The organism is Proteus vulgaris (assembly GCF_016239305.1).
GTDB lineage: Bacteria > Pseudomonadota > Gammaproteobacteria > Enterobacterales > Enterobacteriaceae > Proteus > Proteus vulgaris_C.
On sequence record NZ_JAEHOQ010000023.1, the window covers coordinates 41,779 to 67,324 of the forward strand.

Here is a 25,546-nt window from a genome sequence, read left to right on the forward strand (position 1 = left end):
AATTGAGTTAAATCAATTAAAACAATTAATTTTATTATATTTAAAAATACTTTAAAATATAAATTAATATTATAAGTAAATTACCTTAACCTTTAAAAAAATAGTCGATTTATCACAAATATAGATTAGTTTATACTTTTAAATTATTTATTTTACTTTTCGAACATGAGTATATAGAGAATATTGCAGAATAAAATAGATTAAACGAACAGTAAGGCCTGATTTATATATTGAAATCAGGCCTTACTGTTACTAATTTAAAATATCTAATTTTAAATTACACTTCAAGGAAGTGCTTGTTATTGATAACTTAATTATCAGTCGTTACTTTTTTACTCTGCACCTTATTTTTTGTGGCACTTGCTTTGCTACTTCCTTTAGTTGCTGCCTTGCGCTTTTTATTATGTGCAGGGGCAGGAAGATTTCTGAAAGCTTGAATATTCGGACGACGTTTTGCCTGAGCAATTAACTCTACCAATGTATTATTTAATGGCATCATGAAATCTTGATATTTAAACTGCTTCTCACTAATTTGTGTGAGTATCGATTCCCAATGCGCAGTCATATCCGGTAAGGTTGCCATATCTGGCAATACATGAATTAATGCTCTACCTGCTGGCGTCGAATTAATGGCTCGCCCTTTCTTTTGCAAGAAACCGCGTTTAAACAGTAATTCAATGATGCCCGCCCTCGTTGCTTCAGTACCTAATCCATCCGTCGCTCTTAGGATCTTCTTAAGTTCTTTATCTTGAACAAAGCGTGCAATACCTGTCATGGCTGAAAGTAATGTTGCATCTGTAAAAGGCCTTGGAGGTTGCGTTTGTTTTTCAACAATTTCACCTTTTTCACACAACAGTTCATCACCTTTTTTTACTATAGGTAATGCCGAACCATCATTTTCTGAATCTTGCTCTTTGGCACCTAATAACACACGCCAACCTGCTTGAGCCAAAAATCGAGCTTTAGCAATAAATTTACCATTTTCAATATCAAGTTCAATCACGCATTTGCGATAAACAGCATCAGGCATAAATTGCATTAAATATTGGCGAGCAACAAGGTAGTAAATATTTTTTTCGTTTTCATTTAACGAAATGTTACCTGTTTTTGCCGTTGGAATAATGGCGTGGTGCGCATCCACTTTTTTGTCATCCCAACAACGATTTTTTTTATCAATATCTAAAGTTTCTTGCGGTAATAAACTCCCATCATGCACACTAATGGCATTAATCACCGCATGACGACCTGCAAAATGTTCATCTGGGAGATAGCGACTGTCAGAACGGGGATATGTGATTAATTTATGTGTTTCATATAAGCGCTGACAGGTATCTAAGACTTGTTGTGCGCTTAAACCAAAGCGTTTTGCGGCTTCAATTTGTAATGCTGAGAGCGAGAACGGTAACGGAGCAATTTCAGATTCTTGTTTATCTTGATAGTCCGTAACATTGGCTGGCTTGTCTTTAATTCTATCAACAACATGCTCTGCTAATTTTCGGTTTAATAATCGCCCTTCTTCATCTTGCCAAGGTTCACAATGCTCACTAGGCTGCCAAATTGCAGTAAAGCGTTCATCAGCCGGTGTCACAACATGCGCTCTTACTTCAAAGAAATCTTTAGGAATAAAATTTTCGATTTCTTCATCACGGCGAACCACTAAACCGAGCACAGGCGTCTGTACTCGTCCTACGGATAATACACCTTGATAACCATTGCGCTGACCTAAGAGCGTATATGCTCGAGTCATATTTATTCCATAAAGCCAATCAGCTCTTGCCCTTGCTAAAGCCGATACACACAATGGAATAAATTCATGGTTATAACGTAATTTATCAATAGCGCGCGTCACTGCTGCGGGATTTAAGTCATTAATTAAGCAACGACGCGCCTGTTTTCTTTGGTCTTCGCTGATATTTAAATAGTTAAGCACTTCATCAACTAATAACTGGCCTTCACGATCGGGGTCACCCGCGTGGATCACTTCTTTTGCCTGCTTAAGTAGTGTCTTAATTGTTTCTAACTGCTTTTTTACATCAGCTCGGGGCTTGAGTTGCCATTTTTCTGGAATAATAGGCAAATCATCTAACGACCAGCGGGCGTACCGCGGGTCGTATGCATCCGGCTCAGCTTGTTCAAGCAAGTGACCAACACACCATGTCACATACTGGTTATCACCACAAAGAATAAAGCCATCCCCCCGTTTATGAGGTTTTGGCAATACATCAGCAATAGCGCGAGCAAGGCTGGGTTTTTCTGCAATAAATAATCTCATTACGTTAGTTAATCACTTCAATCAACGCTTTTCCTGTCACTGGCTCAGTTAACTCACCAATAGAGGTTAGTTCAATGTCAAAACGAGCAGCGACGTTTTTAACTTGTTCCACGGCTTCAGGTAATACAGCTAATAATAAACCACCTGAAGTTTGTGGATCGCAAAGTAGTTTGCGTTGCATTTCAGTAATTTCACCAATCAAGTGACCATAACTTTCGAAATTACGACCTGTACCTCCTGGCACGCAGCCTTTTTCGATATAAGATTCAACTTCTGGCAATTTTGGCACTTGTGAAAAATGAATGGTAGCTTGCACACCAGAGCCATCACAAATCTCACTCAAGTGACCTAATAAACCAAATCCTGTCACGTCGGTCATTGCAGTAACACCCTCGATATCAGAAAAATCAGCGCCTGCTTTGTTCATACGACACATAATTTCTGTGGCTAAACCTTGGTGCTCTGCTTTTAATAAACCTTTTTTCTCAGCCGTTGTTAACACGCCAATGCCTAAAGGTTTTGTTAAAAATAACTGACATCCTGCTTTCGCTTCACTGTTTTTCTTTACTTTGCTCACAGGGACGATACCCGTTACAGCAAGTCCAAAAATAGGCTCCGGCGCATCAATGGAGTGTCCACCAGCCAGTGAAATTCCAGCTTCTTGGCAAGCGGCTCGCCCACCTTCTATCACTTCACGTGCAATTTCTGGCGCCAATTTATCGATAGGCCACCCCAAAATAGCAATTGCCATTATGGGTTTTCCGCCCATAGCAAAGATATCACTAATAGCATTCGTTGCGGCAATACGCCCGAAATCATAAGGGTTATCAACGATAGGCATAAAGAAATCAGTGGTGCTAATAATACCTGTACCATTTCCTAGATCATAAACAGCAGCATCATCTTTGGTTTCATTACCCACGAGTAAATGAGGATCATGAAATTTAGCTTGCTCACTGTGCAAAATAGTTTCTAAAACTTTTGGTGAGATCTTACAGCCACAACCTGCACCATGACTATATTGTGTTAAACGAATTGCTTCAGACATAACATGCCATCCTTTTTTAAAAATAAGTCACAAAATCAGTTAAGTCGGCAGGAGAAACCGTGCTTGGCGCTTTTAAGGCTGGCGTACCTAAATACAGAAAACCAACAATTTGGTCATGTTCACCACAGCCAAGTCCTTCTCTTACGATCGCATCATGAGTCCAAGAGCCTGAACGCCAAATTCCCCCAAATCCTTGTGCAACAGCCGCCATTTGCATTGCTTGTACACTACAACCAGCGGCAACCACTTGTTCCCATTCAGGCACTTTAGGATGATCTTTCACTTTCGCAATAACCGTGATGATCAAAGGGGCACGAAAAGGTGCATTTTTTGCTTTTTCTTCAACTTCTGGCCCTAAATTACCCACAACAGCAGCTCTATGCAGTAATTGGCTAAAACGCTCAATACCTTCGTTTTGTATCACAATAAAGTGCCAAGGCTTAAGTGCGCCATGATCAGGCGCGCGCATACCCGCTTGTAAAATAGTATTGAGGGCTTCACTATCGGGGGCTGGGGTAGTCAATCGAGAAGCTGAACGGCGGTTCAAAAGCAGTGTTAATGCATCCATTTTTATTCTCCTGTCAGCATTTTATTTTAGCAAGATCCCATTCTTATGGGGATGGACAGTTCTTATCAATTCGCAGTATAACAAACTGTTATATTACCACCATCCATAGATTTAGGCGGGAATTTTTCTAAAAATCAGTTGTATGGTTATTTAATCGTAATTTATTGTTCATAAAATGAATAATCTTACTCACCTAAGTTAATTTAAGCTTATTTTGATCCTACTTTTCTTTTTAATTCGACGATTTCCTATATTACTTTGATGCCTTTTTGTGTGACATTTTTTAGTTATTTTTACGTAAGATAAATATTTACTTAATAACGCCTTAAACAAAAGGTTATCATTAATGGCTTCCTAAAAATCAATGACAGACATTCAATAAGAGCTATATTAGAATATTCCTTCATTGTTATTGCTATTCCCTCTATTGCTAACAACATATTTTGTTTTAATAGTATGAGATTATGTGGATGTAGCCTGCTTACCAATAATTCTAGCATGACTGTTTAGGATTAAAATTTAGCTTTACATGATGTGGAGATAATATGAATAAAATTATGGAGTTAATCGGCGCAATATTAAAATTTAGTTGGCAAGCCATTAACTTTATCAGGAAATTAATCTTAAACGTTATTTTCTTTTTCCTTCTCTTTATGGCCTTTGGTATTTTCTTAATTACCAAAGAAGCACAAAAGCCCGTTGATTATGAAGGCGCCCTTCTTGTTGATCTTAAAGGTGTGATTGTTGACCAAACCGCAACACAAAATCCTTTAGGCGAAGTTGGACGCGAGCTTTTAGGTGTATCAAGTAGCCAACTTCAAGAAAATTCCTTATTTGAAATTGTTGATACTCTACGCCTAGCTTCTCAAGATCCGAAAATTAAAGGAATGATATTAAAACTTGATGAATTCGCAGGTGCTGATCAACCGTCATTAAATTATATTGGTAAAGCACTTAATGAATTTAAAAAGACAGGTAAACCAATTTTTGCAGTCAGTGGCTATTACAACCAGCCACAATATTACCTTGCCTCTTATGCCGATAAAGTGTATCTCACGCCTCAAGGTGCTGTGGGTATTTATGGTTTTGGTTTTCAAAACCTCTATTACAAAACACTATTAGAAAATTTAAAAATTAGTACTCATATTTTCCGCGTAGGCACCTATAAATCTGCGGTTGAGCCATTAATGCGTAACGACATGTCTGCGGAATCTCGAGAAGCCTCATTACGTTTAGTCAATGCACTATGGTCTACGTATTTAACCCAGATTGCAGAAAACCGTAGCATTACCACAGAAGATATTTTCCCGGGCGCAAAAGAGATGATTGCCCAATTACGTAATGCAGATGGTGATAACGCCACTTATGCGCTAAATCATAAATTGGTGGATTCTGTAAGCTCATATGCACAATTTGAAGCTGATATGACAGAAACCTTCCAGTGGGATAAAGAAAATAAGCAATTTAACAATATCAGTATTTATGATTATGCCGATACGCTAACTTCACCATTACCTGCAAGTGATGAAGGAAATATCGCCGTGGTGGTTGTTCAAGGTGCCATCATTGATGGTGAAAGCATCCCCGGCTCTGCGGGTGGCTCAACTATTGCAAATCAAATTCGCCAAGCGCGTTTAGATCCGAATATTAAGGCGCTTGTATTACGCGTAAATAGTCCTGGTGGTAGCGTTTCGGCCTCAGAGCAAATACGCAGTGAAGTGGTTGCTTTTAAACAACAGAAAAAATATGTGGTTGTATCAATGGGAGGCATGGCTGCATCAGGTGGATATTGGATCTCAACTCCTGCAAATAAGATTATTGCCAGCCCTTCAACATTAACGGGTTCTATTGGTATTTTTGGCGTTATTAATACGTTTGAAAATAGCTTAGAGTCTATTGGTGTTTATACCGATGGTGTAACAACCTCACCTTTAGCCGGATTATCTGTCACTAATAAGCTCCCGGAAGAGTTTGCAGAGCTTTTACAGTTAAATATCGAAAGTGGTTATAAAACATTCCTTAATTTAGTGGCTGAATCACGGAAGAAAACACCGGCTCAAATCGATCGGATTGCTCAAGGCCGTGTATGGGTAGGAATAGATGCAAAAAATGTCGGTTTAGTTGATGAGTTTGGTGATTTTGATGACGCAATTGATGCGGTTGCTAAAATGGCAAAAATTGAACAACCGGTTGTTGATTGGATGAAACCTGAATTAAGTCTATCTGAACAGATCATAATGAGTTTATCCTCTAACGCAAAAGCGCTTATTCCTGATCCATTACAAGCTTATTTGCCAGCACCTGTTTTAAAAGAAGTTAAAACACAAACTGAGTTTTACCGCAATATGAACGATCCGCTAAATCGCTATGCATATTGTTTATCTTGTGGTGATATTCAATAATCTTTTCAATCTATACACCTGCTCATATAGAGTAGGTGTATTCCTCTCTTTTTTCTGACTTTTGATAGAATGATATTCTGATGAATACTTTTTGTTCGTTTGTATTCAAGCTATTTTTAACACAATGATTTAAAGCAGATATTAGATAGTCTCTATTTTCTTTTTTTAGCATCCTTTCCTTTTTTTATTCTGCAAACTCCCTATAATCAGGTATTTCTCACAGCTTAATAAGAGTGCTTTGTCTGATGCAAAAGAAATCAATCTACGTTGTTTATACTGGCGGTACTATTGGTATGCAACATTCTGAACATGGCTATATTCCTGTATCAGGACATTTACAACGCCAATTAGCTAAAATGCCAGAATTCCATCGTGAAGAGATGCCCGATTTTACGATCAAAGAGCACCTTCCTTTAATTGATTCTTCAAATATCACACCTGAAGACTGGCAATCTATCGCTGACGATATTAATGAGAATTATCATAACTATGATGGATTCGTTATTCTTCATGGTACTGATACCATGGCATTTACGGCCTCAGCACTCTCTTTTATGTTTGAGAACCTTAGTAAACCCATTATCGTCACGGGCTCTCAAATTCCTTTAGAAGCTTTACGCTCTGACGGACAAACTAATCTATTAAATGCGCTTTATTTAGCTGCACATCACCCAATTAATGAAGTTGCACTTTTCTTTAATAACACTCTGTATCGCGGTAACCGCACAGTAAAAGCACATGCAGATGGTTTTAATGCGTTTGCATCGCCGAACAGCGCCCCTCTTTTAGAAGCAGGGATTAATATTAAGCAATTTAAAATTAATTCATTTCCAAAAGGAAAAGGTGAATTTATTGCACATAATATTACGCCTCAACCCATCGGTGTTGTCACAATTTATCCTGGCCTTTCAGATGAGATCGTTAAAAATATTCTGATGCAACCAGTGAAAGCATTAATATTACGTTCTTATGGCGTGGGTAATGCCCCCTCACACCCCGCTTTACTTTCTACATTACGCGAAGCAACAGAGCGTGGCATTGTGGTTATTAATCTTACACAATGTATTTCTGGTCGAGTGAATATGGAAGGTTATGCAACAGGTCAAGCCTTAGCTGAAGTCGGCGTTATTAGTGGTTATGATATGACATTTGAGGCAACATTAACTAAACTGCATTATCTCCTTAGCCAACAATTTGATTACACTGAAATTTGTCGCTTAATGCAACAAAACCTTCGCGGTGAAATGACATTAAACGATAACGATTAAGCTTAATAAAAGGGCAAATTTAGTGAAAAACTCTGCGCTATTACTGGTTGATATACAAAACGATTTTTGTACAGGGGGTGCTTTAGCTGTTAACGAGAGTGAGAAGGTTATTCAAACAGCCAATCAGCTCATTAATGGTTTCAAGCAAACTAAAAGCCCGATTATTGCAAGTTTAGATTGGCATCCAGCCGATCATCTTAGTTTTGCTGAAAATTCAGGTACCGTTATAGGTGAAATTGGGAAACTGAACGGGTTACCACAAGTTTGGTGGCCGGTGCATTGCGTACAAAATTCTCACGGTGCCGCATTTCACCCCGAGCTCAATCACACACTGATTAACCATATTATTTACAAAGGCCAAAATCGCCTTATTGACAGCTATAGTGCCTTTTTTGATAACGACCACGAATATCAAACAGGCTTACATACCCTTTTGCAAATGCTTAATATAAAACATCTTTACATTCTTGGTATTGCGACTGATTACTGCGTTAAATTTACGGTACTGGATGCTTTACAATTAGGTTATCAAGTGTCTGTCATTACTGATGGTTGCCGTGGTGTCAATATTCAAGATAACGACAGCCAACTAGCGCTAGAAGAGATGCAAGCGAAGGGAGCGACATTAATAGATTCAGCGCATTGGCTTAATCGTAACAATCAATAGTTCGTTATTTTCTTTATCTTCATAAAATCAGGAAGAGGCTATTTTAATCGGTTCAGCTAATAAATAGCCCTTTCTTATATTAATTCTATCCATTCACCACATGTTTTAGTCATCATCTATTGGCGTTAGCGTTGCCAAACGTTCAGATTGAAACTGAGCTTTTAATTCTTGTTTGCTCTTCATGGTAATTTGTCCATTAGTGCCTACAGTCATATGCTCAGGTGTGTGGTTATTTTTTGCTTGCCATAATAAAACAATCTGCATGCAATGTTCTTTTTGTTCATTAGTCAATGCAACACCGTCAGGCCATTTGCCTAATTCAACTGCAGTTGAAATACGCTGATAAATTTCAGGGGTTACCATCGAAATAAGTTCATTAACTTCCATTGATTGCTCCATAAGCTAAATAATCACTTAAAATGGCTGAATCGTTTTTTCATTTGTTATTATTTTGTTAATTCAACAATTATCAACCTTTCTGCTCTTCACCTGTCTCACTATTTATAAATGACAGTGAAGCTGAATTAACACAATAACGCTCCCCTGTAGGGGTTGGGCCATCATTAAAAACATGACCTAAATGCGCACCACACTGCTGGCAACGTATTTCCGTTCTTTTCATATTATGAGAAAAATCATCAACATAGCAAATCGCATCACTATTAACGGGTTGGTAAAAACTAGGCCAGCCACATCCTGCATCAAATTTTGTGTCTGAATAAAATAAGGGAGCAGAACAACATAAACAGTGATAAATCCCAGTTTGGCGATTATGTAATAATTTACCACTAAACGGAGGTTCTGTGCCGTGTTGTTGCGTCACATAACGTTGCATTTCATTGAGTGTTGATAAATCAAGATGATTGTTATTACTTGAAATATTCACTTTCTTTTCATTATCTGCCATATCGACCTCGTGCTCAGAAAAATGCTTTTTAAAACAACAGTGAATAATAACAAAGATTTAACAACAAATCTGGAAAATATAGTCTAAAATCAACAAGAGTAATCTTTAGTTTTTGAAATGTGATGAATTTCACATAACGGAGCAAAGGTAACTTCATTTATCGGCGTTGATCCCGATAATACACAGCGTAACATTTAGCTAAAACGACCAATCTTTAAGCGAAAAGTGTTTTTTTAATTGATTTTTTGCAATTATTGACACGATTCCGCTTGACGATTGGCGCGGTTTTGGTAACTTTAGAAGCAACTTTTTAATTCACTAAATTAAAGCTGGTGGAATACATATGACTATCAAAGTAGGTATTAATGGTTTTGGTCGTATCGGCCGCATCGTTTTCCGTGCTGCTCAAGAACGTTCAGATATCGAAATCGTAGGTATTAACGATCTGTTAGACGCAGACTACATGGCATACATGCTGAAATACGATTCAACTCATGGCCGTTTCAACGGTACTGTTGAAGTAAAAGATGGCCACCTCGTTGTTAATGGTAAAACCATCCGCGTAACTTCAGAAAGAGATCCAGCAAATCTGAAATGGAACGAAGTCGGTGCTGACGTTGTTGCAGAAGCAACTGGCCTGTTCTTAACTGATGAAACTGCTCGTAAACACATCCAAGCTGGCGCGAAAAAAGTTGTTCTGACTGGTCCTTCAAAAGACAGCACTCCTATGTTCGTAATGGGCGTAAACCATAAATCATACGCAGGCCAAGATATCGTTTCTAACGCATCTTGTACTACTAACTGCTTAGCGCCTTTAGCTAAAGTTATCAACGACAACTTCGGTATCGTTGAAGGTCTGATGACTACTGTTCACGCAACAACTGCAACTCAACGTACTGTTGATGGTCCATCTGCAAAAGACTGGCGTGGTGGTCGTGGTGCTTCTCAAAACATCATCCCATCATCAACTGGTGCTGCTAAAGCTGTAGGTAAAGTTATTCCTGAACTGAACGGCAAACTGACTGGTATGTCTTTCCGTGTTCCTACTCCTAACGTTTCTGTTGTTGACCTGACTGCACGTCTGGAAAAACCAGCTTCTTACGCACAAATCTGTGATGCTATCAAAGCAGCAGCTGAAGGCGAACTGAAAGGCGTTCTGGGTTACACTGAAGATGCAGTTGTTTCAACTGACTTCAATGGCGAAGTTCTGACTTCAGTATTTGATGCTAAAGCAGGTATCGCTCTGAACGATAACTTTGTTAAATTAGTTGCTTGGTACGATAACGAAGTTGGTTATTCAAACAAAGTTCTGGATCTGATTTCTCATATCTCTAAATAATTAGAGCCTAGAAAATCAAGATTTTGCTTAGAGCCACCTTTTAGGTGGCTCTTTTATTTTCTAGCTAGTCAGTTTATTGTATTGAAATAGTCAGTGACAGAAGGCCAAAAGATAATGAACGAGAAAATTTTTTCATTGCCGATTGTTGAACAAATATCACCTTATTTAAGTCGTCGGCAATTAGGTGAACTTCCTATCCTTGTTATTTCACATCCTAAAGTACGTGCGGCTATTAGCCTTCAAGGTGCACATTTAATTGCTTGGCAACCCGCACAAGAGCACCCTGTCTTTTGGCTCAGTGAAGCTTCACTTTTTACTCCTGGTGTTGCCATTCGTGGTGGGATCCCTATTTGCTGGCCTTGGTTCGCTTCAGCAGGTACACCAAGTCATGGATTTGCACGTATTCTACCTTGGGAGTTTAGCGCTCACACAGAGCAAGATGACAGTGTGCTTATCACAATGACACTAAAAGAAAGCCAACAAACACAAAAATATTGGCCTCATCCATTTACCCTAATTGCTCGTTTTAAATTAGGTGTAACTTGTGAAGTAGAATTAGAATCTTACGGTGATTATGATGCAACAGCTGCCCTTCACTCTTATTTTAATGTGAGTGATATTGATAATGTCTCCGTCACTGGACTAGGAGGCCACTACATTGACACTGTAGCGGACAAAGAAGTCTATACTGATGAAACCTCGTTACGTTTTAATGGACGCACTGACAGGCTTTACACTGAGCCTGACGATTTTAATCTTATTCATGATGATGATTGGGATCGCACAATTGAAGTTCATCATTATCACCATAGTGATGTGGTATGTTGGAACCCCGGTGCAGAGCTCGCAAGTTCTATGAAAGATATGAGTGCAGGTGGTTATCGTAAAATGGCTTGTGTAGAGACTGCTCGCATCCATCAACCGTTAAAACCAGACAATGTCCACCCTGGTCGTTTATCTCTGGTAGTGCGTGTTCGTAAAAATATTGCTGAAAAATAAATATTACTCACGCTTTACACAAATAAAAAAGCTTCGAGGTTTAAATCGAAGCTTTTTTATCATAAATAGACTATTTGATATTTATTGCGTTATACAGACATTAATTAGAATGTATAAGTCACACCAGTCCACACAATCGCAGTTACAGACTTATTTACCATTGGGCTGTCTTTGACTTCGCTTGGTAAATGGTCAACACGCCCCATAGCAAAAAAGTTCCATTTTTCAGCAAACTTGTAGTTAGCAGAAATCTCGAAATAAGGTCTCCAGCTATCATTTGGCGTATATTCAGCTAAGCCACTACGCTGTGATTCTGCATGAGTAATACCATAAGTATAACGGTTTTGCTTTTTGTTTTCCCAAACAATACCTGCACCCGGTTGGAAAGACCAATTGCCTAATTCGAAAGGATATAAATAGGCCGCATCAGCAATAATACCGTTACTTTTACCTAGCATATCACCAGAAACAATCGCTCTTAAGCTACCCCATGATTCATGATGTTTATAAGTAAATCCTCCCATCATAGTATCACGACGACGATTCAATTTTTTCATTTGTTCGTCGTCACTATCACTTGGTTTATAAGCTTGAGGATAATAGTGTAAATCAACAGAAAGTTGATCTTTAGGTGTGTTCCACAAGTAATACCCTGCGGCTAATGTCGCAAAATAGAAATTTTCTGATTGGTAGTTAACTTGTGGCACTGGTAATAAATAATCTTTTGATTTAGCCCCTTTATAAGGAGTGACCTGCGCTAAGACCGAACCACCAATTGACCATTCCCCAGCAAATGCTGCTGGTGTGCTAAGTCCTGCAATAACGGCTAAAGAAATGATAATCTTCTTATTACTCACGATGATTTTCCATATTGTCATTAATAAAGTAGCAACCAAAAACCTATTTCAGTCACAATTAACTAAAATCGGTATTATTTTACCTATAATTATTTTAGTTTTGCATTAAATGTGTAGCAATCAGTGCTTGCCCTAATGCAATACCACCGTCTCCAACGGGCAACATCCTAGGGATTAGTACTTTTTTATTGTTTAATTTTTTCTTAAACAGCTGTTTGAGTAATGTGTTATTTAACACACCGCCCGTAAGTACAACGGTATCAATCTGATGTTCATCAGCATATTGCAATGCAATATTACCTAAACTTTCAGCTAATAAATAATGAAATAGCCACGCCTTTTCACTGACATTAAGCTTTACACTTTCCCATTGTGACCAAAAAACAGACAGATCAAGCAAGTTATTTTTTATAGGCATTAAATGCCCATATTGCTTAATAATTTCCGTTTGTTTTTCTTTTTGACACGCTAATGCTGCTGTTTGTAAGTAACATGCGGCTTCACCTTCCCAACTTATTTCTTTAGGGGCTAATCCTAATGATGCTGAAACCGCATCAAATAAACGCCCACAAGAAGAGGCTTTAGGTGAATTTAAACCACGTTCTACTGCCTTACTTAATATTTGCAAATCATTACTAGGTATCAATTGGGTGATAACACTACCTTGCCAATTATTAGAAAAAGTAGCTAAATGTGCGAACCAGTTTCGCCAAGGTTGGATAGAAGCCAGATTTCCCCCTGGCATGGCGACCGCAGGAAGTCCACCTATTCGTTCTGATTTTTGATAATCCACCCGCAGACATTCCCCTCCCCATAAAGAGCCATCTTGCCCATAACCTAAACCATCAAGTGCAATACCGACTACAGCACCTTGCTGATGGGTATGTCCATATTCGGCAAGACAAGAAACAATATGTGCATGATGATGAGAAACTTCAATGAGAGGGATATTTTGCGCGTGGGCAAATTGTTTACCCAGTTGATGGCTAATGTAATTAGGATGTGCATCTATCGCAATCACTTTAGGCGTAAAGCGATAAATTTGCTGAAAAAGATCTAATGATTTCATCAATTGTTGACGCACACTTAAATCATCAAGATCACCTAAATGAGGCCCCATAATGGCTTGGTGCTGACGTAATAAACAAAATACATTTTTAAGATCACCTCCCATTGCAAGCACTGAAGGTTGTGGCTCAAAATCATCGGGTAATGAAATAGCATCAGGAACATAGCCACGGGAACGACGGATCATAACACTCTGTTTATCTTCAATACGCACTAATGAATCATCAGCTCGCTGTATAATTTCCCTATTATGCATCAAGAATAGATCAGCAATATCGCGCAGTTGCATTAAGGCATCTTCGTTACTTAATGCGGGAGTGTGACCAGATGCATTTCCTGATGTCATAACCAGAGGAATATTCGTACCATGCGCTAATAAATGTTGTAATGGGTTGGCTGGCAACATAACACCAACTTCAGTTAACCCCGGCGCAATAAGCTCCGCAAGTTTAGGTACAACAGCTTTAGGGACTAATACAATTGGGGCAGCCGTGCTTTGCAATGTTTGGATAGCGGTTGGAAGAAAATCAGGATTTTGCTTATCTTCTTTAATTTGATCAATTCCAGTGATCATCACAGCTAATGGCTTTGCAGGTCGGTATTTGCGTTTTCGTAATAATGCAACGCTCTCATTATTACGTGCATCACACACTAAATGAAAACCACCAATACCTTTAACTGCAACTATCTTTCCAGCAAGTAACGCTTCACAAGCTTGTATTAATGCAAACTCTTTGATTGCTAACTCTTCACCCTGCTTATCCGCAAGCCAAATATAAGGCCCACACACAGGACACGCATTAGGTTGAGCATGGAATCGTCTATCTGCAGGATCTTCATATTCATGTTTACATTCAGGACAGAATGGAAATTCAGACATCGAGGTGAATGGCCTATCATAAGGCATTTTTTTTATGATAGTAAAACGAGGGCCACAGTGTGTGCAGTTTATAAAAGGATAATGATAACGGCGATTTTTGGGATCAAACAGTTCATCAATACATGCTTGGCAAGTCGTGGCATCAGGTACTACTTGTGTATCCATTTCACCGCCACCACTTTTTACAATAATAAAGTCTGTCGGTAACTGTTCCCATTGATAGGGTGATTCTTCTATACGTTCAATACGCGCTAATGGGGGGCATTCTGCTTTTAGTGCTTCAATAAACAGCGTATTTTTAGGTGAAGGCGTTAAATACACCAATACACCTAAACTGTCGTTACTCACTTGCCCTAATAAACCAAAGCGATGAGCTAATTGCCAAACAAATGGACGAAAACCAACGCCTTGAACCTTACCTTTCACACGCAATGCAATGCCGTTACTCATAGGATCACCAAATCAAAATAAATTTAAGCTTATTCTAGTTTAGTGATTATCAACAACTTTCATTTAGATCAGAAAAAGTGGAATTAGGTAGATTTATCATCACTTCAACTGTAACTCGAGGAGCTATTGCACACAGTAACTCATAACCAATAGTGCCACATGCCGTTGCAACATCGTCAACAGGTAGTTGTTCACCCCATAATTCAACTGAGCTACCATAATTGACATCGGGGAAATCCGTAACATCAACGGTTAACATATCCATCGAAATACGCCCTACCAATTGTGTTTTATGTCCATTAACAATAACTGGTGTACCATCTGGCGCATGTCTTGGATAACCATCGGCATAACCACAGGCAACAATCCCTATTCGCATATCACGCTCAGCGGTATATCGACTGCCATAGCCTATTTGTTCACCTTTTTTCACTTGTTGAATGGCTAATATCTCACTATTAAATGTCATTACGGGTTGTAAATCGAAATCAGCAATATCTTGCCAAACACCCGAAGGAGAAACACCATATAAAATAATGCCTGGTCGCACCCAATCTTGATATGTTTCAGGGTTAAATAACGTTGCCGCCGAATTTGCTAGACATAGAGGTAATTCTTTTACCATAGCTTGATTAATTACTGCTTTTTGCGCATCCATATTCAGCCCTGTATCTGCATTAGCAAAATGCGACATTTGTATAATAGAGCCAATGTTACTGATACTTTTAGCGCGAGCAATGGCTTGTTGATAAACATCAGAACGATAACCTAATCTATTCATTCCACTATTAAGTTTAAGATAGATATTAATGGGGCGTTCTAAGTGTGCCTTTTCTATGGCATCAAATTGCCAATCAGAGTGGATCGCCGTTGTTAGAGAGTAACGCTCTAATAAATAAACATCTTCAGGTTTAAAAAAACCTTCAAGTAAAAGGATGGGACCTACCCACCCTTGCTCTCTTAGCATAATGGCTTTGTCTAATTCAATTAATGCAAAACCATCTGTATGACTCAATGCTGGCCAAACACAGGATAATCCATGCCCATAAGCATCTGCTTTTACAACAGACCATACTTTGCTGCCTTTCACTCTCTCTTTGATAACAGACAGATTATGGCTTAATGCATCGAGGTTAATGGTTACTTTTGCGGGTCTGGACATGATTTTTCCTCAATTAATAAGCTGCATCAAGTTTTTGCCCCGGTAAGAGCAATTTAGTATTAAAGCCATCGATATACCGAAACACAGATAAATCATCAGCGGCAATGGCAGGTTTATTCCCTGAAATTAAATCAGCCAATAGTTGCCCAGAGCCACATGCCATCGTCCAACCTAATGTGCCATGCCCTGTATTTAAAGATAAATTACGATAAGCCGTTGGCCCGACAATAGGAGTACCATCTGGCGTCATAGGTCTTAATCCTGTCCAGAATGTGGCCTTTTCTATATCGCCACCACCTTGATAAAGATCTTGTACAACCATTTTTAATGTTTCACAGCGTGATTTTAAAACATCCAAATTAAAACCAACGACTTCCGCCATTCCACCGACACGAATTCGCTCATTAAAACGCGTTACTGCAATTTTATAGGTTTCATCGAGAATAGTTGATGTTGGTGCTCTTGAAGCATCAATAATCGGCATCGTAAGTGAATAGCCTTTAAGCGGATAAACAGGAATGGCGACTTTATTTCTCAAAAATTCCGTTGAGTAAGAGCCCATTGCAACGACGTAATGATCCGCGGTGAGTAACCCATCATGGCATTGAACGCCCGCTACTTTATCACCATCAAATAACAAATGTTTAATTTCTTTGTTAAATAAGAATGTAACACCTGCTTCCTCTGCCATTTTAGCGAGTTTTTTCGTGAAAATTTGGCAGTCACCTGTTTCATCATTTGGTAAACGCAAACCACCGGTGAGTTTATGACTCACATGCTCTAGTGCAGGCTCTGCTAATTTAAGTTGATCTGCCGTCAATAATTCATAAGCAACGCCCTCTTGCTTTAAGACAGCAATATCATTAGAGGCATTATCAAATTGCTTTTGATCACGGAAAAGTTGAAGAGTTCCCCCTTGGCGCCCTTCATATTCAATTCCCGTATCTTGACGCAACTGGCGGATACAATCACGACTATATTCAGCAATGCGCACCATCCGACTTTTATTCATAGTGTAATGTGATGCATCACAATTGCGTAACATTTGCCACATCCAACGCAATTGGAACAGTGAACCGTCCGGTTTAATGGCTAAGGGTGCATGTTTTTGGAACATCCATTTTACTGCTTTTAACGGAATACCTGGAGCGCCCCAAGGGGTTGCATATCCTGGCGAAATTTGGCCAGCATTGCCCGCACTGGTTTCTTCTGCGGCACTACTTTGTCTATCAACAACAATAACTTCATGCCCTTGCTGCACAAGATACCACGCACTTGTTACACCAATAACGCCGCCACCTAAGATGATCACTTTCATGGCAAGACTCCAATAATTTACATTGATATAACATAAGAATAATATTCCATACACAAAAAGCCAATATAGAATAATCATCTAGGCGAATAAAAAAGCAAATTTTAGAGTTAAGTCACATTTGTTTATTGTTGAATAAGTAATTTTCAACGAGAATTATAAAATTAATAAATAAAATCAACAGGATAAATTTTTACTAATAAATGATAAGAATATTTATTAATAAATTAATTTACTTTGAAGAGAATTTAATCCGTAGGAAACAAGAATGCGGATTTTATTAAAAACCAAATATAGATAGAATTTTAGACTATAATTTTTCAATTAACTAACTTTGGTAACTCTTTTTACTAAAATTAGTCTATTTAAAGCATTGCCTAAAATATGACATTTTGTTTTTTAAAAAAATAAAAAAACCAGCATCACAAATCAATGAGGATACTGGCCTTTTCTATTATGACAAAAACCGCAAAAAATTAACGTTTAACTTCTTCCAAATCACTAGGAAGTGGTGATTGCAAACTTTGCCAGATAATCCCACTGTCTTTACCATATTGACGAACACATTCCATTACATGCTCAACATCTTTTTGTTCACATAATGCAGCTAATTTTTTATAGAATGCTAATGCAAGTTCTTTAGCTTGAATATTTGAAAAATAGTAACGACCAACACGTGTATACAGTCCTTTCAACCCATTGAGGATAAGACCATAAATTGGATTGCCTGATGCGAAAGCTAGACCACGAAAAATGTTGTAATCTAATTCACTGAATTCATCAGCACTATTTTCTGTCGTTAGCTGATGATTTAAAACTTCAATACATTTTTCAGGATTGCTTCTAAATGCAGTGCGGATAAAAATAGCTGAAATATTAGTTCTTACCGCCAATAAATTATCAATTAATTGCGGAACACGATCATGATCGAGACGAGCTACCGTTTCAAGAATATTAAGGCCGGATGTTTCCCAGAAATTGTTTACCTTTGTTGGCTTTCCATGTTGAATCGTTAGCCATCCATCGCGAGCAAGACGCTGTAATACTTCTCTTAATGTGGTTCTTGTTACACCAATTAATTCAGACAGTTCACGTTCCGCTGGTAGGATAGATCCAGGGGGAAAACGATTATTCCAGATGCTTTCAACAATATACTCTTCCGCAAAACCTGCGGGGCTTTGAGCCTTAATAACCATATTTTTATTTCTTCCGAAGCGATTTTTCTGCTAATAATGAAAAAGATAATATCAGAATGCGTAATTTTGATATAGCTCAACCATCATTAAATAGTGAGTGGCATCATAAAACCTGATGTAGTTTTATCAATTTATTATTACTAACGCGCTTAATTTCACAGCAATTAACGCGTACTATGGTTAGATCGCGCATGATTGCGCTTAAAATCTCTGTTTGGAGGATGAGAAACCTAATGGATATGAGTATAAGACAAGCACTACTAAAGAACTTTATGGGAAATTCTCCCGATTGGTATAAGCTTGCTATTCTTACTTTTTTAATTATCAACCCACTGATTTTTTTCTTTGTTGACCCTTTTGTCGCCGGTTGGCTGTTAGTTGTAGAATTTATTTTTACACTGGCTATGGCGTTAAAGTGTTACCCATTACAACCCGGAGGACTACTTGCCATTGAGGCCGTCATTATTGGAATGACTAGCCCAAAACAAATTGGTCATGAAATTGCCAACAACCTTGAAGTTATTTTACTTCTCGTCTTTATGGTTGCGGGTATCTATTTTATGAAGCAATTATTACTTTTTGCTTTTACCAAATTGCTTTTATCCATTCGTTCTAAACGAATGTTATCCATCGCTTTTTGCTTTGCAAGTGCATTTTTATCTGCCTTTTTAGATGCTTTAACCGTTATCGCTGTTGTGATCAGTGTTTCTCTCGGTTTCTACTCTATTTATCATAACTTCGCCTCTAACCAAGCAGGAGCAGAGCTAAATAATGATGGATTTATTGATACGGCAGAGAAAAAACAAACATTAGAACAATTCCGTGCTTTTTTACGTAGCTTAATGATGCATGCCGGTGTAGGTACTGCATTAGGTGGCGTAATGACCATGGTAGGTGAGCCCCAAAACCTGATTATTGCAAAACATTTAGAGTGGGATTTTGTGACCTTCTTTATTCGAATGTCACCTGTCACAATTCCTGTTTTTTTTGCAGGTCTTGCTGTGTGCTATTTAGTAGAGCGCTTTAAGCTTTTTGGTTATGGTGCTGAATTACCTGATTTAGTTCGTAAAGTTTTAACTGAGTACGATAAGAAAAACAGTGAAAAACGCACTTCTCAAGAAAAAGCACAATTAATGGTTCAAGCATTAATTGGGATCTGGTTAATTGTTGCTTTAGCACTCCATTTAGCAGAAGTCGGTATTATTGGTTTATCTGTTATCATCCTTGCGACTGCATTTTGTGGTATTACAGAAGAGCATGCGCTTGGTAAAGCATTTGAAGAAGCCTTACCTTTCACTGCATTGTTGACCGTTTTCTTCTCTATTGTTGCCGTTATTATTGACCAACAATTATTTGGTCCAATTATTCAGTTTGTTCTCCAAGCTTCAGAATCCTCACAGCTTTCTCTCTTCTATCTGTTTAATGGTCTATTATCTGCTATTTCAGATAACGTTTTTGTGGGTACTGTTTATATCAGTGAGGCCTTAACGGCATTACAAGATGGATTAATTAGTCAATCACAATATGAACATATAGGTGTTGCCATTAATACAGGTACAAACTTACCTTCTGTCGCCACGCCGAATGGGCAAGCGGCATTCCTATTTTTATTAACCTCCGCACTATCTCCGCTTATTCGTTTATCGTATGGACGAATGGTAATAATGGCTCTGCCATATACTATTATAATGACATTATTTGGTTTACTCGCCGTTGAATTTTGGTTAGTTCCTACAACACATTGGTTTTATGAAATAGGCCTGGTTGCTATTCCATAACAATAGTTCTAAAGTTACACCACAAAAATAGGACTTTTACTTGATAAAAGTCCTATTTTTTCATTAAAAGAAGATTGAATGTAAATATTTGTGAAATAACAGCTTTTAACTTTTTTTGCACTTGATTTTTGGGCAAAATAGACACTTATTTTAATATTTAAATGGACATTATTATGCTGACTGCTCTTCGTCACTGGTCACAACGCCGTTTTTCATGGCTATTGCTTGCATTAACGGCAATAGGACTTGAAGGTGCTGCATTGTATTTTCAGTACGGAATGGAATTAATGCCTTGTGTGATGTGCGTTTATCAACGCATCGCAGTATTAGGAATATTAGTTGCCGCATTCATTGGTGCAAGCGCACCCAAAATGGCACTTATGCGTATGGCAGGTAGTTTTTTATGGCTTTATTCAGCTTACCGAGGCATTGAACTAGCTTGGGAGCATACGCAACTTATTATTAATCCATCACCTTTTGCAACATGTGACTTCTTTGTCACATTGCCTTCTTGGTTTGCATTGCAAAATTGGTTCCCTGCTGTATTCCAAGCAACGGGTGACTGCTCTGTCAGCCAATGGCAATTCTTGACATTAGAAATGCCTCAATGGATGCTAATTATTTTCTCTGCTTACTTTGTTGTGGGTCTATTGGTCTTAATGAGCCAAATCACAAGTTCTTTTAAATCAAAAGAATAAAAAAATTGCCCTTAGTAACACTACTAGGGGCAATTTATTGTCGAAAATCAAGACATTAACATTGACTAAATAATATGCTTTAACTCGGTTTAACCTGGAATACAAACCCCTTCAATCAAAGCTTGTTCACTACAGCGCTTACCATTAGCAAACTGACACACTGGTGTCTGCCCACCATGTAATTCATAGTTTAAAGAAGGTATCCCTCCTGAAAAAACACATGTTGCCTTAGCCGATTCATCTAAAGGAACGCTAAGACTTGTTGTCGGTATTGTTCTGCTTTTATTCACTGCTTGTGTTGATGAGTATTGTGTCTGGGTTGAACTACTGCATCCTGCAATAAAACCAAAGCCAGCTAACATAAACAGATAATATGTTGTTTTAAATTTTCTTTGCATCAAAGGCACCCTAATGTCTGCTGTTATTCACTATTAGTGTGAAGCACTTTTTGAGAGTAAGTTTATGACTAAAACACCAGCAATAATCAATCCCATACCGATAATGGCAGGTAGATCAAGTTTTTGTTGATAAAGGAAAACGGCTGCAACAGAAACTAACACAATCCCTAAACCACTCCATATTGCATAAGCAATACCCAATGGCATAACTCTTACCACTTGAGAAAGTGCCCAAAAAGAAAAACAATAGCCAATGACAACAACAATGGATGGATATAATCGACTAAAGCCTTCAGAGGCTTTTAACATTGTTGTCGCAATCACTTCAGATATAATCGCCAACATTAAGTAAGTTAATCCATTCATTTTTTCGCCTTAATCTTATACAAAGTCAATTTTGTGAATTCTATCACAAGCTCTATTGAGGATATTCATCTACGACAAATAAAAAAGGCATCCTTCATATCGAATAGATGCCTTTTAAAATAAAAAGACTTATTTAATGTTGATGAAGCTGATTTTTTTTACGGGGCTTTCCCCCCATAGAAACGCGATAACGACTAAAAATAAAACCACACCAGATAACAGCAATAATGCTTAATATCATGCCGGCATAACCCATGCTTGGCATACCCGCATGTAAAATAACTTGATTACCAATCAAAGCTCCAGCACCAATACCAATATTAAAAATACCGGAGTAAATAGACATCGCAATATCTGTTGCATCTGGAGCTAAATCAATCACTTTAACTTGCATACCAAGACCGATACACATAAAGCCAATTCCCCAAAAGATAATCAACACAATAAATGTCGTTAAATTTTGGCTACTTATCATTAATAAACTTAAGCAAGCAGTAAGTAAAATTAGTGCAAAAAATAAAAATGATGTTGGCATCTTGGCACTGTAACGACTAAATAGCACACTACCAATAATACCAGCACCACCAAAAATAAGTAAAACTAACGTAGCAAAGTTTTGATCTAATTTTGCAATATCAATAACAAAAGGCTCGATATAGCTATAAGCCGTAAAGTGTGCAGTAACGGCAATAACTGTTAACAGGAAAATCCCCATTAATGGCCCACGTTTTAATAATACAGGTACACTTTTTAATGAACCAGAATGCTCACTGGGTAATAAAGGTAAATAGCGCATTAATGCAAACATGGTAATTAAAGCTAAAACACCAATTCCCATAAATGTTGCACGCCATCCTAACCATTGCCCAACAACACGCCCAATGGGTAAACCAAGAACTGTAGCTAACGCTGTTCCTGTTGCTAATAAACCTAACGCTTGAGCTCGTTTACCAGGAGGCGCTACTCTAATTGCCAATGAGGCAGTAATAGACCAAAAAACCGCATGAGAAAAAGCAACGCCTATACGCCCTGCTATCAACGATTTAAAATCCCATGCAATACCAGATAATATATGACTTAAAATAAAAAGAATAAATAAGATAATAAGTAACTTACGGCGTTCAACTTTACTAGTCATTATCATTAATGGTAATGACATTAAAGCAACCACCCAAGCATATATTGTGATCATTAAACCTGTTTGAGCTGGGATCATTCCAAAGCTTTCAGAAATATCACTTAACAGAGCAACAGGAACAAATTCTGTTGTATTAAAAACGAAAGCTGCAAACGACAATATTATTACCCTGATCCACGCTGTTTGGCGACTTACTTCATTTATGGTTGGTGTTGCGATATTCATAATTAGTCGATACTTTCTTAAATAATATTGATGTATATATCATTGCTTTATAATATAAGTCTTCATATAACTCGCTTTGTCCACTTGCTTTAAAAAGTTTTGATTTATTGATAATAAAAAAAGGACATAAATACAAAAATGCGTTTTTTCAAAACAAAAAACAAACCAAATTATGACTAAACTTCATAGCTAAAGCGAATCAGCTATCAATTTTAGCATATTCATCTCATGACTTTAAATCCCTAGCGCAACTTCTTTTTAACGTTAACATACTCTAAGTATGTTAACATTGCAGATATAAATAACTCATTCGTAATCTGATTAAAATAATAGAAACAAACAATTCTGAGTAAAAATACACAGTGTATTCATTGAATTATGATAAGAAATATTAATTTATTTATTGAAAATATTCTTATATTGAGATGAAAAATGAATAAAAATAGGAAGGATATATCAATTACTGGCTTAAATTATCAATAACTTGAATTGCTTGCTCGCAAGCTATGTTTCCTGTGGATGATGTTGATTCATCAAAAGTATTTTTAATCGTAGTAATTTGTTCTACAGCCGATCGGGGTAAAATTAAACGCCTTTTAGAAAGTGCACTATCAACCTCATTTAACTTTTGAGCTAATTGTTGACAACTACCATTATTCTCTTTTGTCTTATAGACAGCCATAAGCGTATCGCGCTTTGCTTCTACAGTAGAAATAGTTTCGCTCATTTTTGATGATGAATTTTCAATGACTTCACGCCCTTCATTCCAAATTTCAGCCGTTGTTTCTTTAAAGACAGACACCATTAAAATTGCAATAAAAATAGCCAACATGATTGTCAGTGATAAAAGCCCTCCTGCAATAATGAGTATTTGTTTCATCTTTAACTCCATATATTTGTTATCTCTATTTTTAATATATATAGTTTAAATAATTCAGGTTCAATCTGGATTACGATTCTTTTTATTTTTTACATTTTATTACGGAGGTATACAGTTCTAATTATTCTTATTTTATTTTTATAAAAAATAAGCACCTAATCGTAGGTGCTGATAATCAATATATAAATTTATCTTAATAAAAATCATTTCTTAGAGCAACACGCAATATAATTTAAATTATGACGATTTTCTCTAAAAAAACGAAACATTGATAAAAATCTTTCTCTATTTTGTTTATTTTTCAGTCCATTTTTAATTATTTTTGCTGTTCTAAGTAAACCTTCATCACGGATTAAACCTGCAGGTGACATTAAGCTCATATTGCCTGATTTTATTTTTACTTCTGAAAAGCCAATATTAATAAACAAGTCATGCCATTCTTGCTTAAACATAGGAGCCACGTTTGATTTCACGACCCCAATAAAATTATCTTTATCGACATCATTATTTTTTTTCATAATATCATGTGTTAATAACAGACCGCCGGGTTTTAAAACACGATAATACTCTTTTACTAATTTAGCTTTGGCTTTATCCGCATACATTGTCAACATCGCTTCATTTAAAACAACATCAAAGCTATTATCGGGAAAAGGCAGAGATAAGGCATTGGCTTTTGTTAGCTGAATCAAATGTGATAACTGCGCATTTTCAACATTATGTTGTGCATTAGCTAATGCTTTTTCATCCATATCAATCGCAATAATATGACAACCATATTTTTGCGCTATTTCGATTGATGTTGTCGCCATATTACAAGCAATCTCTAAAACATAGCTTGAGGATGTAAAATTCCCATTATTAATTAACCAATCAGATGCTTCCACACCACCTGGTCTTAAGCGTGTTTTTCCTAAACTAGCTAAAAAAGTATGTCCTACTTTTGACTGTTCTTGAGACATAGATTGTGTTGTTGTTTGAGTTTCCATATTGCCCCCATAAAGTTGCATTAATAATGCAACTTTATAATAAAAAACATTTAATGGGAATAGTTATCATTACTTTTCTCTGTTTTTATAAAGAAAATCTTAAAGCACACAATAAATAAATTTTTAATCGTGATATGAAATTTATTGAAATAGAATGAGTTAAATAAACTATTCTGTAATTACGTCATTAAAAGTAAAGAATATTAAACTTTGAATAACAACATTGACCTTCCCCTAAGGGGAATCTTTAAAGTAATAACAATTTCACGATAAAGTAAAGGAAACTGTTATGAAAAAGATTTTATCTGCCACTATTATTTTAATGAGTGCTATTTCTTTTAGTGCAATGGCAAATAATACACATATGAATATGGATGCATCACATAATAGCTCTCCAATGCAAAAAGAGCTCACTGAGTCTATGAATAAAATGCATGCCGATATGGCAAAAGGAATGAACACTGATAATGCAGATGTTGCTTTTGCCGATGGTATGATTGCCCACCATTTAGGCGCTATTGATATGGCTAAAATTGAATTGAAATACGGCACAGATCCTGAAATGCGCAAGCTAGCTCAAGCTATTATTGATGCACAAGGCCCGGAGATTGAACAAATGCAAAAATGGTTAGAAAAGAATAAGACTAATAAATAATAGATTTATATGGCTGTGACC

General features: G+C 37.2%; 23 protein-coding genes. 8 read left to right on the plus strand and 15 right to left on the minus strand.

The genetic code is table 11. The features are described 5' to 3' along the window. Nucleotides 1-310 precede the first annotated feature (310 nt). Genes JEP40_RS15500 through JEP40_RS15510 form a run of 3 tightly spaced genes read right to left on the minus strand, consistent with a single transcriptional unit; the run spans nucleotide 311 to nucleotide 3,888 of the window. Nucleotides 311-2,272 (minus strand): DNA topoisomerase III, encoded by a 1,962-nt coding sequence (locus tag JEP40_RS15500; RefSeq protein WP_198624282.1) that lies wholly within the window; start codon nucleotides 2,270-2,272, stop codon nucleotides 311-313. A gap of 4 nt (nucleotides 2,273-2,276) precedes the next feature. Next, the gene (selD, locus tag JEP40_RS15505; RefSeq protein WP_198624283.1) at nucleotides 2,277-3,320 is read right to left on the minus strand and encodes a selenide, water dikinase SelD; all 1,044 of its coding nucleotides are present in this window, start codon (nucleotides 3,318-3,320) and stop codon (nucleotides 2,277-2,279) included. A 16-nt stretch (nucleotides 3,321-3,336) separates the two neighbouring features. Continuing rightward, complete coding sequence (locus JEP40_RS15510; protein ID WP_198624284.1) at nucleotides 3,337-3,888, minus strand: NAD(P)H nitroreductase; 552 nt, start codon at nucleotides 3,886-3,888, stop codon at nucleotides 3,337-3,339. Nucleotides 3,889-4,433: 545 nt separating this feature from the next. On the opposite strand from JEP40_RS15510, the gene sppA reads away from it, so the two are divergent. The 3 genes from sppA (at nucleotide 4,434) to pncA (ending at nucleotide 8,225) form a co-directional block, all read left to right on the plus strand. Continuing rightward, entirely contained in the window at nucleotides 4,434-6,290 is a 1,857-nt protein-coding gene (gene sppA / locus JEP40_RS15515) for a signal peptide peptidase SppA (RefSeq protein WP_198624285.1), read from the plus strand. A gap of 245 nt (nucleotides 6,291-6,535) precedes the next feature. Then, nucleotides 6,536-7,558, plus strand: a complete 1,023-nt coding sequence (ansA, locus tag JEP40_RS15520; RefSeq protein ID WP_198624286.1) for an asparaginase — start codon at nucleotides 6,536-6,538, stop codon at nucleotides 7,556-7,558. Nucleotides 7,559-7,580: 22 nt separating this feature from the next. Beyond that, nucleotides 7,581-8,225: a bifunctional nicotinamidase/pyrazinamidase gene (gene pncA, locus JEP40_RS15525; RefSeq protein ID WP_198624287.1), complete on the plus strand. Its 645-nt coding sequence runs from the start codon at nucleotides 7,581-7,583 to the stop codon at nucleotides 8,223-8,225. A 105-nt stretch (nucleotides 8,226-8,330) separates the two neighbouring features. Here pncA and JEP40_RS15530 read toward each other — a convergent pair whose 3' ends face one another. Both JEP40_RS15530 and msrB read right to left on the minus strand, forming a co-directional pair. After that, a complete protein-coding gene (locus tag JEP40_RS15530) occupies nucleotides 8,331-8,612 on the minus strand; it encodes a YeaC family protein (RefSeq protein WP_198624288.1) in 282 nt (93 codons plus the stop codon). 82 nt (nucleotides 8,613-8,694) lie between these two features. Continuing rightward, nucleotides 8,695-9,132 (minus strand): peptide-methionine (R)-S-oxide reductase MsrB, encoded by a 438-nt coding sequence (gene msrB / locus JEP40_RS15535; RefSeq protein ID WP_198624289.1) that lies wholly within the window; start codon nucleotides 9,130-9,132, stop codon nucleotides 8,695-8,697. 343 nt (nucleotides 9,133-9,475) lie between these two features. On the opposite strand from msrB, the gene gapA reads away from it, so the two are divergent. Continuing rightward, nucleotides 9,476-10,471, plus strand: a complete 996-nt coding sequence (gene gapA / locus JEP40_RS15540; RefSeq protein WP_036936343.1) for a glyceraldehyde-3-phosphate dehydrogenase — start codon at nucleotides 9,476-9,478, stop codon at nucleotides 10,469-10,471. A 114-nt stretch (nucleotides 10,472-10,585) separates the two neighbouring features. Continuing rightward, nucleotides 10,586-11,470 (plus strand): D-hexose-6-phosphate mutarotase, encoded by an 885-nt coding sequence (locus JEP40_RS15545; protein WP_198624290.1) that lies wholly within the window; start codon nucleotides 10,586-10,588, stop codon nucleotides 11,468-11,470. Between the two features lie 104 nt (nucleotides 11,471-11,574). Here JEP40_RS15545 and JEP40_RS15550 read toward each other — a convergent pair whose 3' ends face one another. The 5 genes from JEP40_RS15550 to fadR all read right to left on the minus strand — a co-directional run bounded on the left by JEP40_RS15550 (nucleotide 11,575) and on the right by fadR (nucleotide 18,398). Next, complete coding sequence (locus JEP40_RS15550) at nucleotides 11,575-12,327, minus strand: MipA/OmpV family protein (protein WP_198624291.1); 753 nt, start codon at nucleotides 12,325-12,327, stop codon at nucleotides 11,575-11,577. A 94-nt stretch (nucleotides 12,328-12,421) separates the two neighbouring features. Then, a complete protein-coding gene (gene hypF, locus JEP40_RS15555; protein WP_198624292.1) occupies nucleotides 12,422-14,725 on the minus strand; it encodes a carbamoyltransferase HypF in 2,304 nt (767 codons plus the stop codon). A gap of 49 nt (nucleotides 14,726-14,774) precedes the next feature. Next, a complete protein-coding gene (alr, locus tag JEP40_RS15560; RefSeq protein WP_198624293.1) occupies nucleotides 14,775-15,887 on the minus strand; it encodes an alanine racemase in 1,113 nt (370 codons plus the stop codon). A gap of 13 nt (nucleotides 15,888-15,900) precedes the next feature. Beyond that, on the minus strand, nucleotides 15,901-17,205 hold the full coding sequence (locus JEP40_RS15565) for a D-amino acid dehydrogenase (protein WP_198624294.1): 1,305 nt from the start codon (nucleotides 17,203-17,205) through the stop codon (nucleotides 15,901-15,903). Nucleotides 17,206-17,678: 473 nt separating this feature from the next. Beyond that, complete coding sequence (gene fadR, locus JEP40_RS15570; protein ID WP_072068321.1) at nucleotides 17,679-18,398, minus strand: fatty acid metabolism transcriptional regulator FadR; 720 nt, start codon at nucleotides 18,396-18,398, stop codon at nucleotides 17,679-17,681. 233 nt (nucleotides 18,399-18,631) lie between these two features. Here fadR and nhaB point away from each other — a divergent pair, with 233 nt between their 5' ends. Together nhaB and dsbB are read left to right on the plus strand one after the other, a co-directional pair. Next, nucleotides 18,632-20,176: a sodium/proton antiporter NhaB gene (gene nhaB, locus JEP40_RS15575; RefSeq protein ID WP_198624295.1), complete on the plus strand. Its 1,545-nt coding sequence runs from the start codon at nucleotides 18,632-18,634 to the stop codon at nucleotides 20,174-20,176. Nucleotides 20,177-20,349: 173 nt separating this feature from the next. Beyond that, nucleotides 20,350-20,874, plus strand: a complete 525-nt coding sequence (gene dsbB / locus JEP40_RS15580; RefSeq protein ID WP_198624296.1) for a disulfide bond formation protein DsbB — start codon at nucleotides 20,350-20,352, stop codon at nucleotides 20,872-20,874. 89 nt (nucleotides 20,875-20,963) lie between these two features. Here dsbB and JEP40_RS15585 read toward each other — a convergent pair whose 3' ends face one another. The 5 genes from JEP40_RS15585 to JEP40_RS15605 form a co-directional block, all read right to left on the minus strand. Next, nucleotides 20,964-21,272, minus strand: coding sequence for a DUF333 domain-containing protein (locus tag JEP40_RS15585; RefSeq protein WP_198624297.1), 309 nt, complete (start codon nucleotides 21,270-21,272; stop codon nucleotides 20,964-20,966). A gap of 33 nt (nucleotides 21,273-21,305) precedes the next feature. Then, entirely contained in the window at nucleotides 21,306-21,638 is a 333-nt protein-coding gene (locus tag JEP40_RS15590; protein WP_198624298.1) for an SMR family transporter, read from the minus strand. A gap of 133 nt (nucleotides 21,639-21,771) precedes the next feature. Then, on the minus strand, nucleotides 21,772-23,001 hold the full coding sequence (locus tag JEP40_RS15595; RefSeq protein ID WP_198624299.1) for a sugar transporter: 1,230 nt from the start codon (nucleotides 22,999-23,001) through the stop codon (nucleotides 21,772-21,774). Nucleotides 23,002-23,461: 460 nt separating this feature from the next. Then, nucleotides 23,462-23,881 (minus strand): hypothetical protein, encoded by a 420-nt coding sequence (locus JEP40_RS15600; protein ID WP_198624300.1) that lies wholly within the window; start codon nucleotides 23,879-23,881, stop codon nucleotides 23,462-23,464. 203 nt (nucleotides 23,882-24,084) lie between these two features. After that, nucleotides 24,085-24,870 (minus strand): class I SAM-dependent methyltransferase, encoded by a 786-nt coding sequence (locus JEP40_RS15605; RefSeq protein WP_420094343.1) that lies wholly within the window; start codon nucleotides 24,868-24,870, stop codon nucleotides 24,085-24,087. A 289-nt stretch (nucleotides 24,871-25,159) separates the two neighbouring features. Here JEP40_RS15605 and JEP40_RS15610 point away from each other — a divergent pair, with 289 nt between their 5' ends. After that, complete coding sequence (locus JEP40_RS15610) at nucleotides 25,160-25,525, plus strand: DUF305 domain-containing protein (protein ID WP_198624301.1); 366 nt, start codon at nucleotides 25,160-25,162, stop codon at nucleotides 25,523-25,525. Nucleotides 25,526-25,546 lie beyond the last annotated feature (21 nt).

Bases quoted from the DNA above. Each gene is read 5' to 3' on its own strand.
- sppA (WP_198624285.1), top strand. From the start codon at position 4,434: ATGAATAAAATTATGGAGTTAATCGGCGCAATATTAAAATTTAGTTGG.
- JEP40_RS15610 (WP_198624301.1), top strand. From the start codon at position 25,160: ATGAAAAAGATTTTATCTGCCACTATTATTTTAATGAGTGCTATTTCT.
- fadR (WP_072068321.1), bottom strand. From the start codon at position 18,398: ATGGTTATTAAGGCTCAAAGCCCCGCAGGTTTTGCGGAAGAGTATATT.
- JEP40_RS15500 (WP_198624282.1), bottom strand. From the start codon at position 2,272: ATGAGATTATTTATTGCAGAAAAACCCAGCCTTGCTCGCGCTATTGCT.
- JEP40_RS15565 (WP_198624294.1), bottom strand. From the start codon at position 17,205: ATGAAAGTGATCATCTTAGGTGGCGGCGTTATTGGTGTAACAAGTGCG.
- msrB (WP_198624289.1), bottom strand. From the start codon at position 9,132: ATGGCAGATAATGAAAAGAAAGTGAATATTTCAAGTAATAACAATCAT.
- JEP40_RS15530 (WP_198624288.1), bottom strand. From the start codon at position 8,612: ATGGAAGTTAATGAACTTATTTCGATGGTAACCCCTGAAATTTATCAG.
- gapA (WP_036936343.1), top strand. From the start codon at position 9,476: ATGACTATCAAAGTAGGTATTAATGGTTTTGGTCGTATCGGCCGCATC.
- JEP40_RS15600 (WP_198624300.1), bottom strand. From the start codon at position 23,881: ATGAAACAAATACTCATTATTGCAGGAGGGCTTTTATCACTGACAATC.
- alr (WP_198624293.1), bottom strand. From the start codon at position 15,887: ATGTCCAGACCCGCAAAAGTAACCATTAACCTCGATGCATTAAGCCAT.
- dsbB (WP_198624296.1), top strand. From the start codon at position 20,350: ATGCTGACTGCTCTTCGTCACTGGTCACAACGCCGTTTTTCATGGCTA.
- JEP40_RS15590 (WP_198624298.1), bottom strand. From the start codon at position 21,638: ATGAATGGATTAACTTACTTAATGTTGGCGATTATATCTGAAGTGATT.
- ansA (WP_198624286.1), top strand. From the start codon at position 6,536: ATGCAAAAGAAATCAATCTACGTTGTTTATACTGGCGGTACTATTGGT.
- JEP40_RS15545 (WP_198624290.1), top strand. From the start codon at position 10,586: ATGAACGAGAAAATTTTTTCATTGCCGATTGTTGAACAAATATCACCT.
- JEP40_RS15510 (WP_198624284.1), bottom strand. From the start codon at position 3,888: ATGGATGCATTAACACTGCTTTTGAACCGCCGTTCAGCTTCTCGATTG.
- selD (WP_198624283.1), bottom strand. From the start codon at position 3,320: ATGTCTGAAGCAATTCGTTTAACACAATATAGTCATGGTGCAGGTTGT.
- nhaB (WP_198624295.1), top strand. From the start codon at position 18,632: ATGGATATGAGTATAAGACAAGCACTACTAAAGAACTTTATGGGAAAT.
- JEP40_RS15595 (WP_198624299.1), bottom strand. From the start codon at position 23,001: ATGAATATCGCAACACCAACCATAAATGAAGTAAGTCGCCAAACAGCG.
- hypF (WP_198624292.1), bottom strand. From the start codon at position 14,725: ATGAGTAACGGCATTGCATTGCGTGTGAAAGGTAAGGTTCAAGGCGTT.
- JEP40_RS15585 (WP_198624297.1), bottom strand. From the start codon at position 21,272: ATGCAAAGAAAATTTAAAACAACATATTATCTGTTTATGTTAGCTGGC.
- JEP40_RS15605 (WP_420094343.1), bottom strand. From the start codon at position 24,870: ATGGAAACTCAAACAACAACACAATCTATGTCTCAAGAACAGTCAAAA.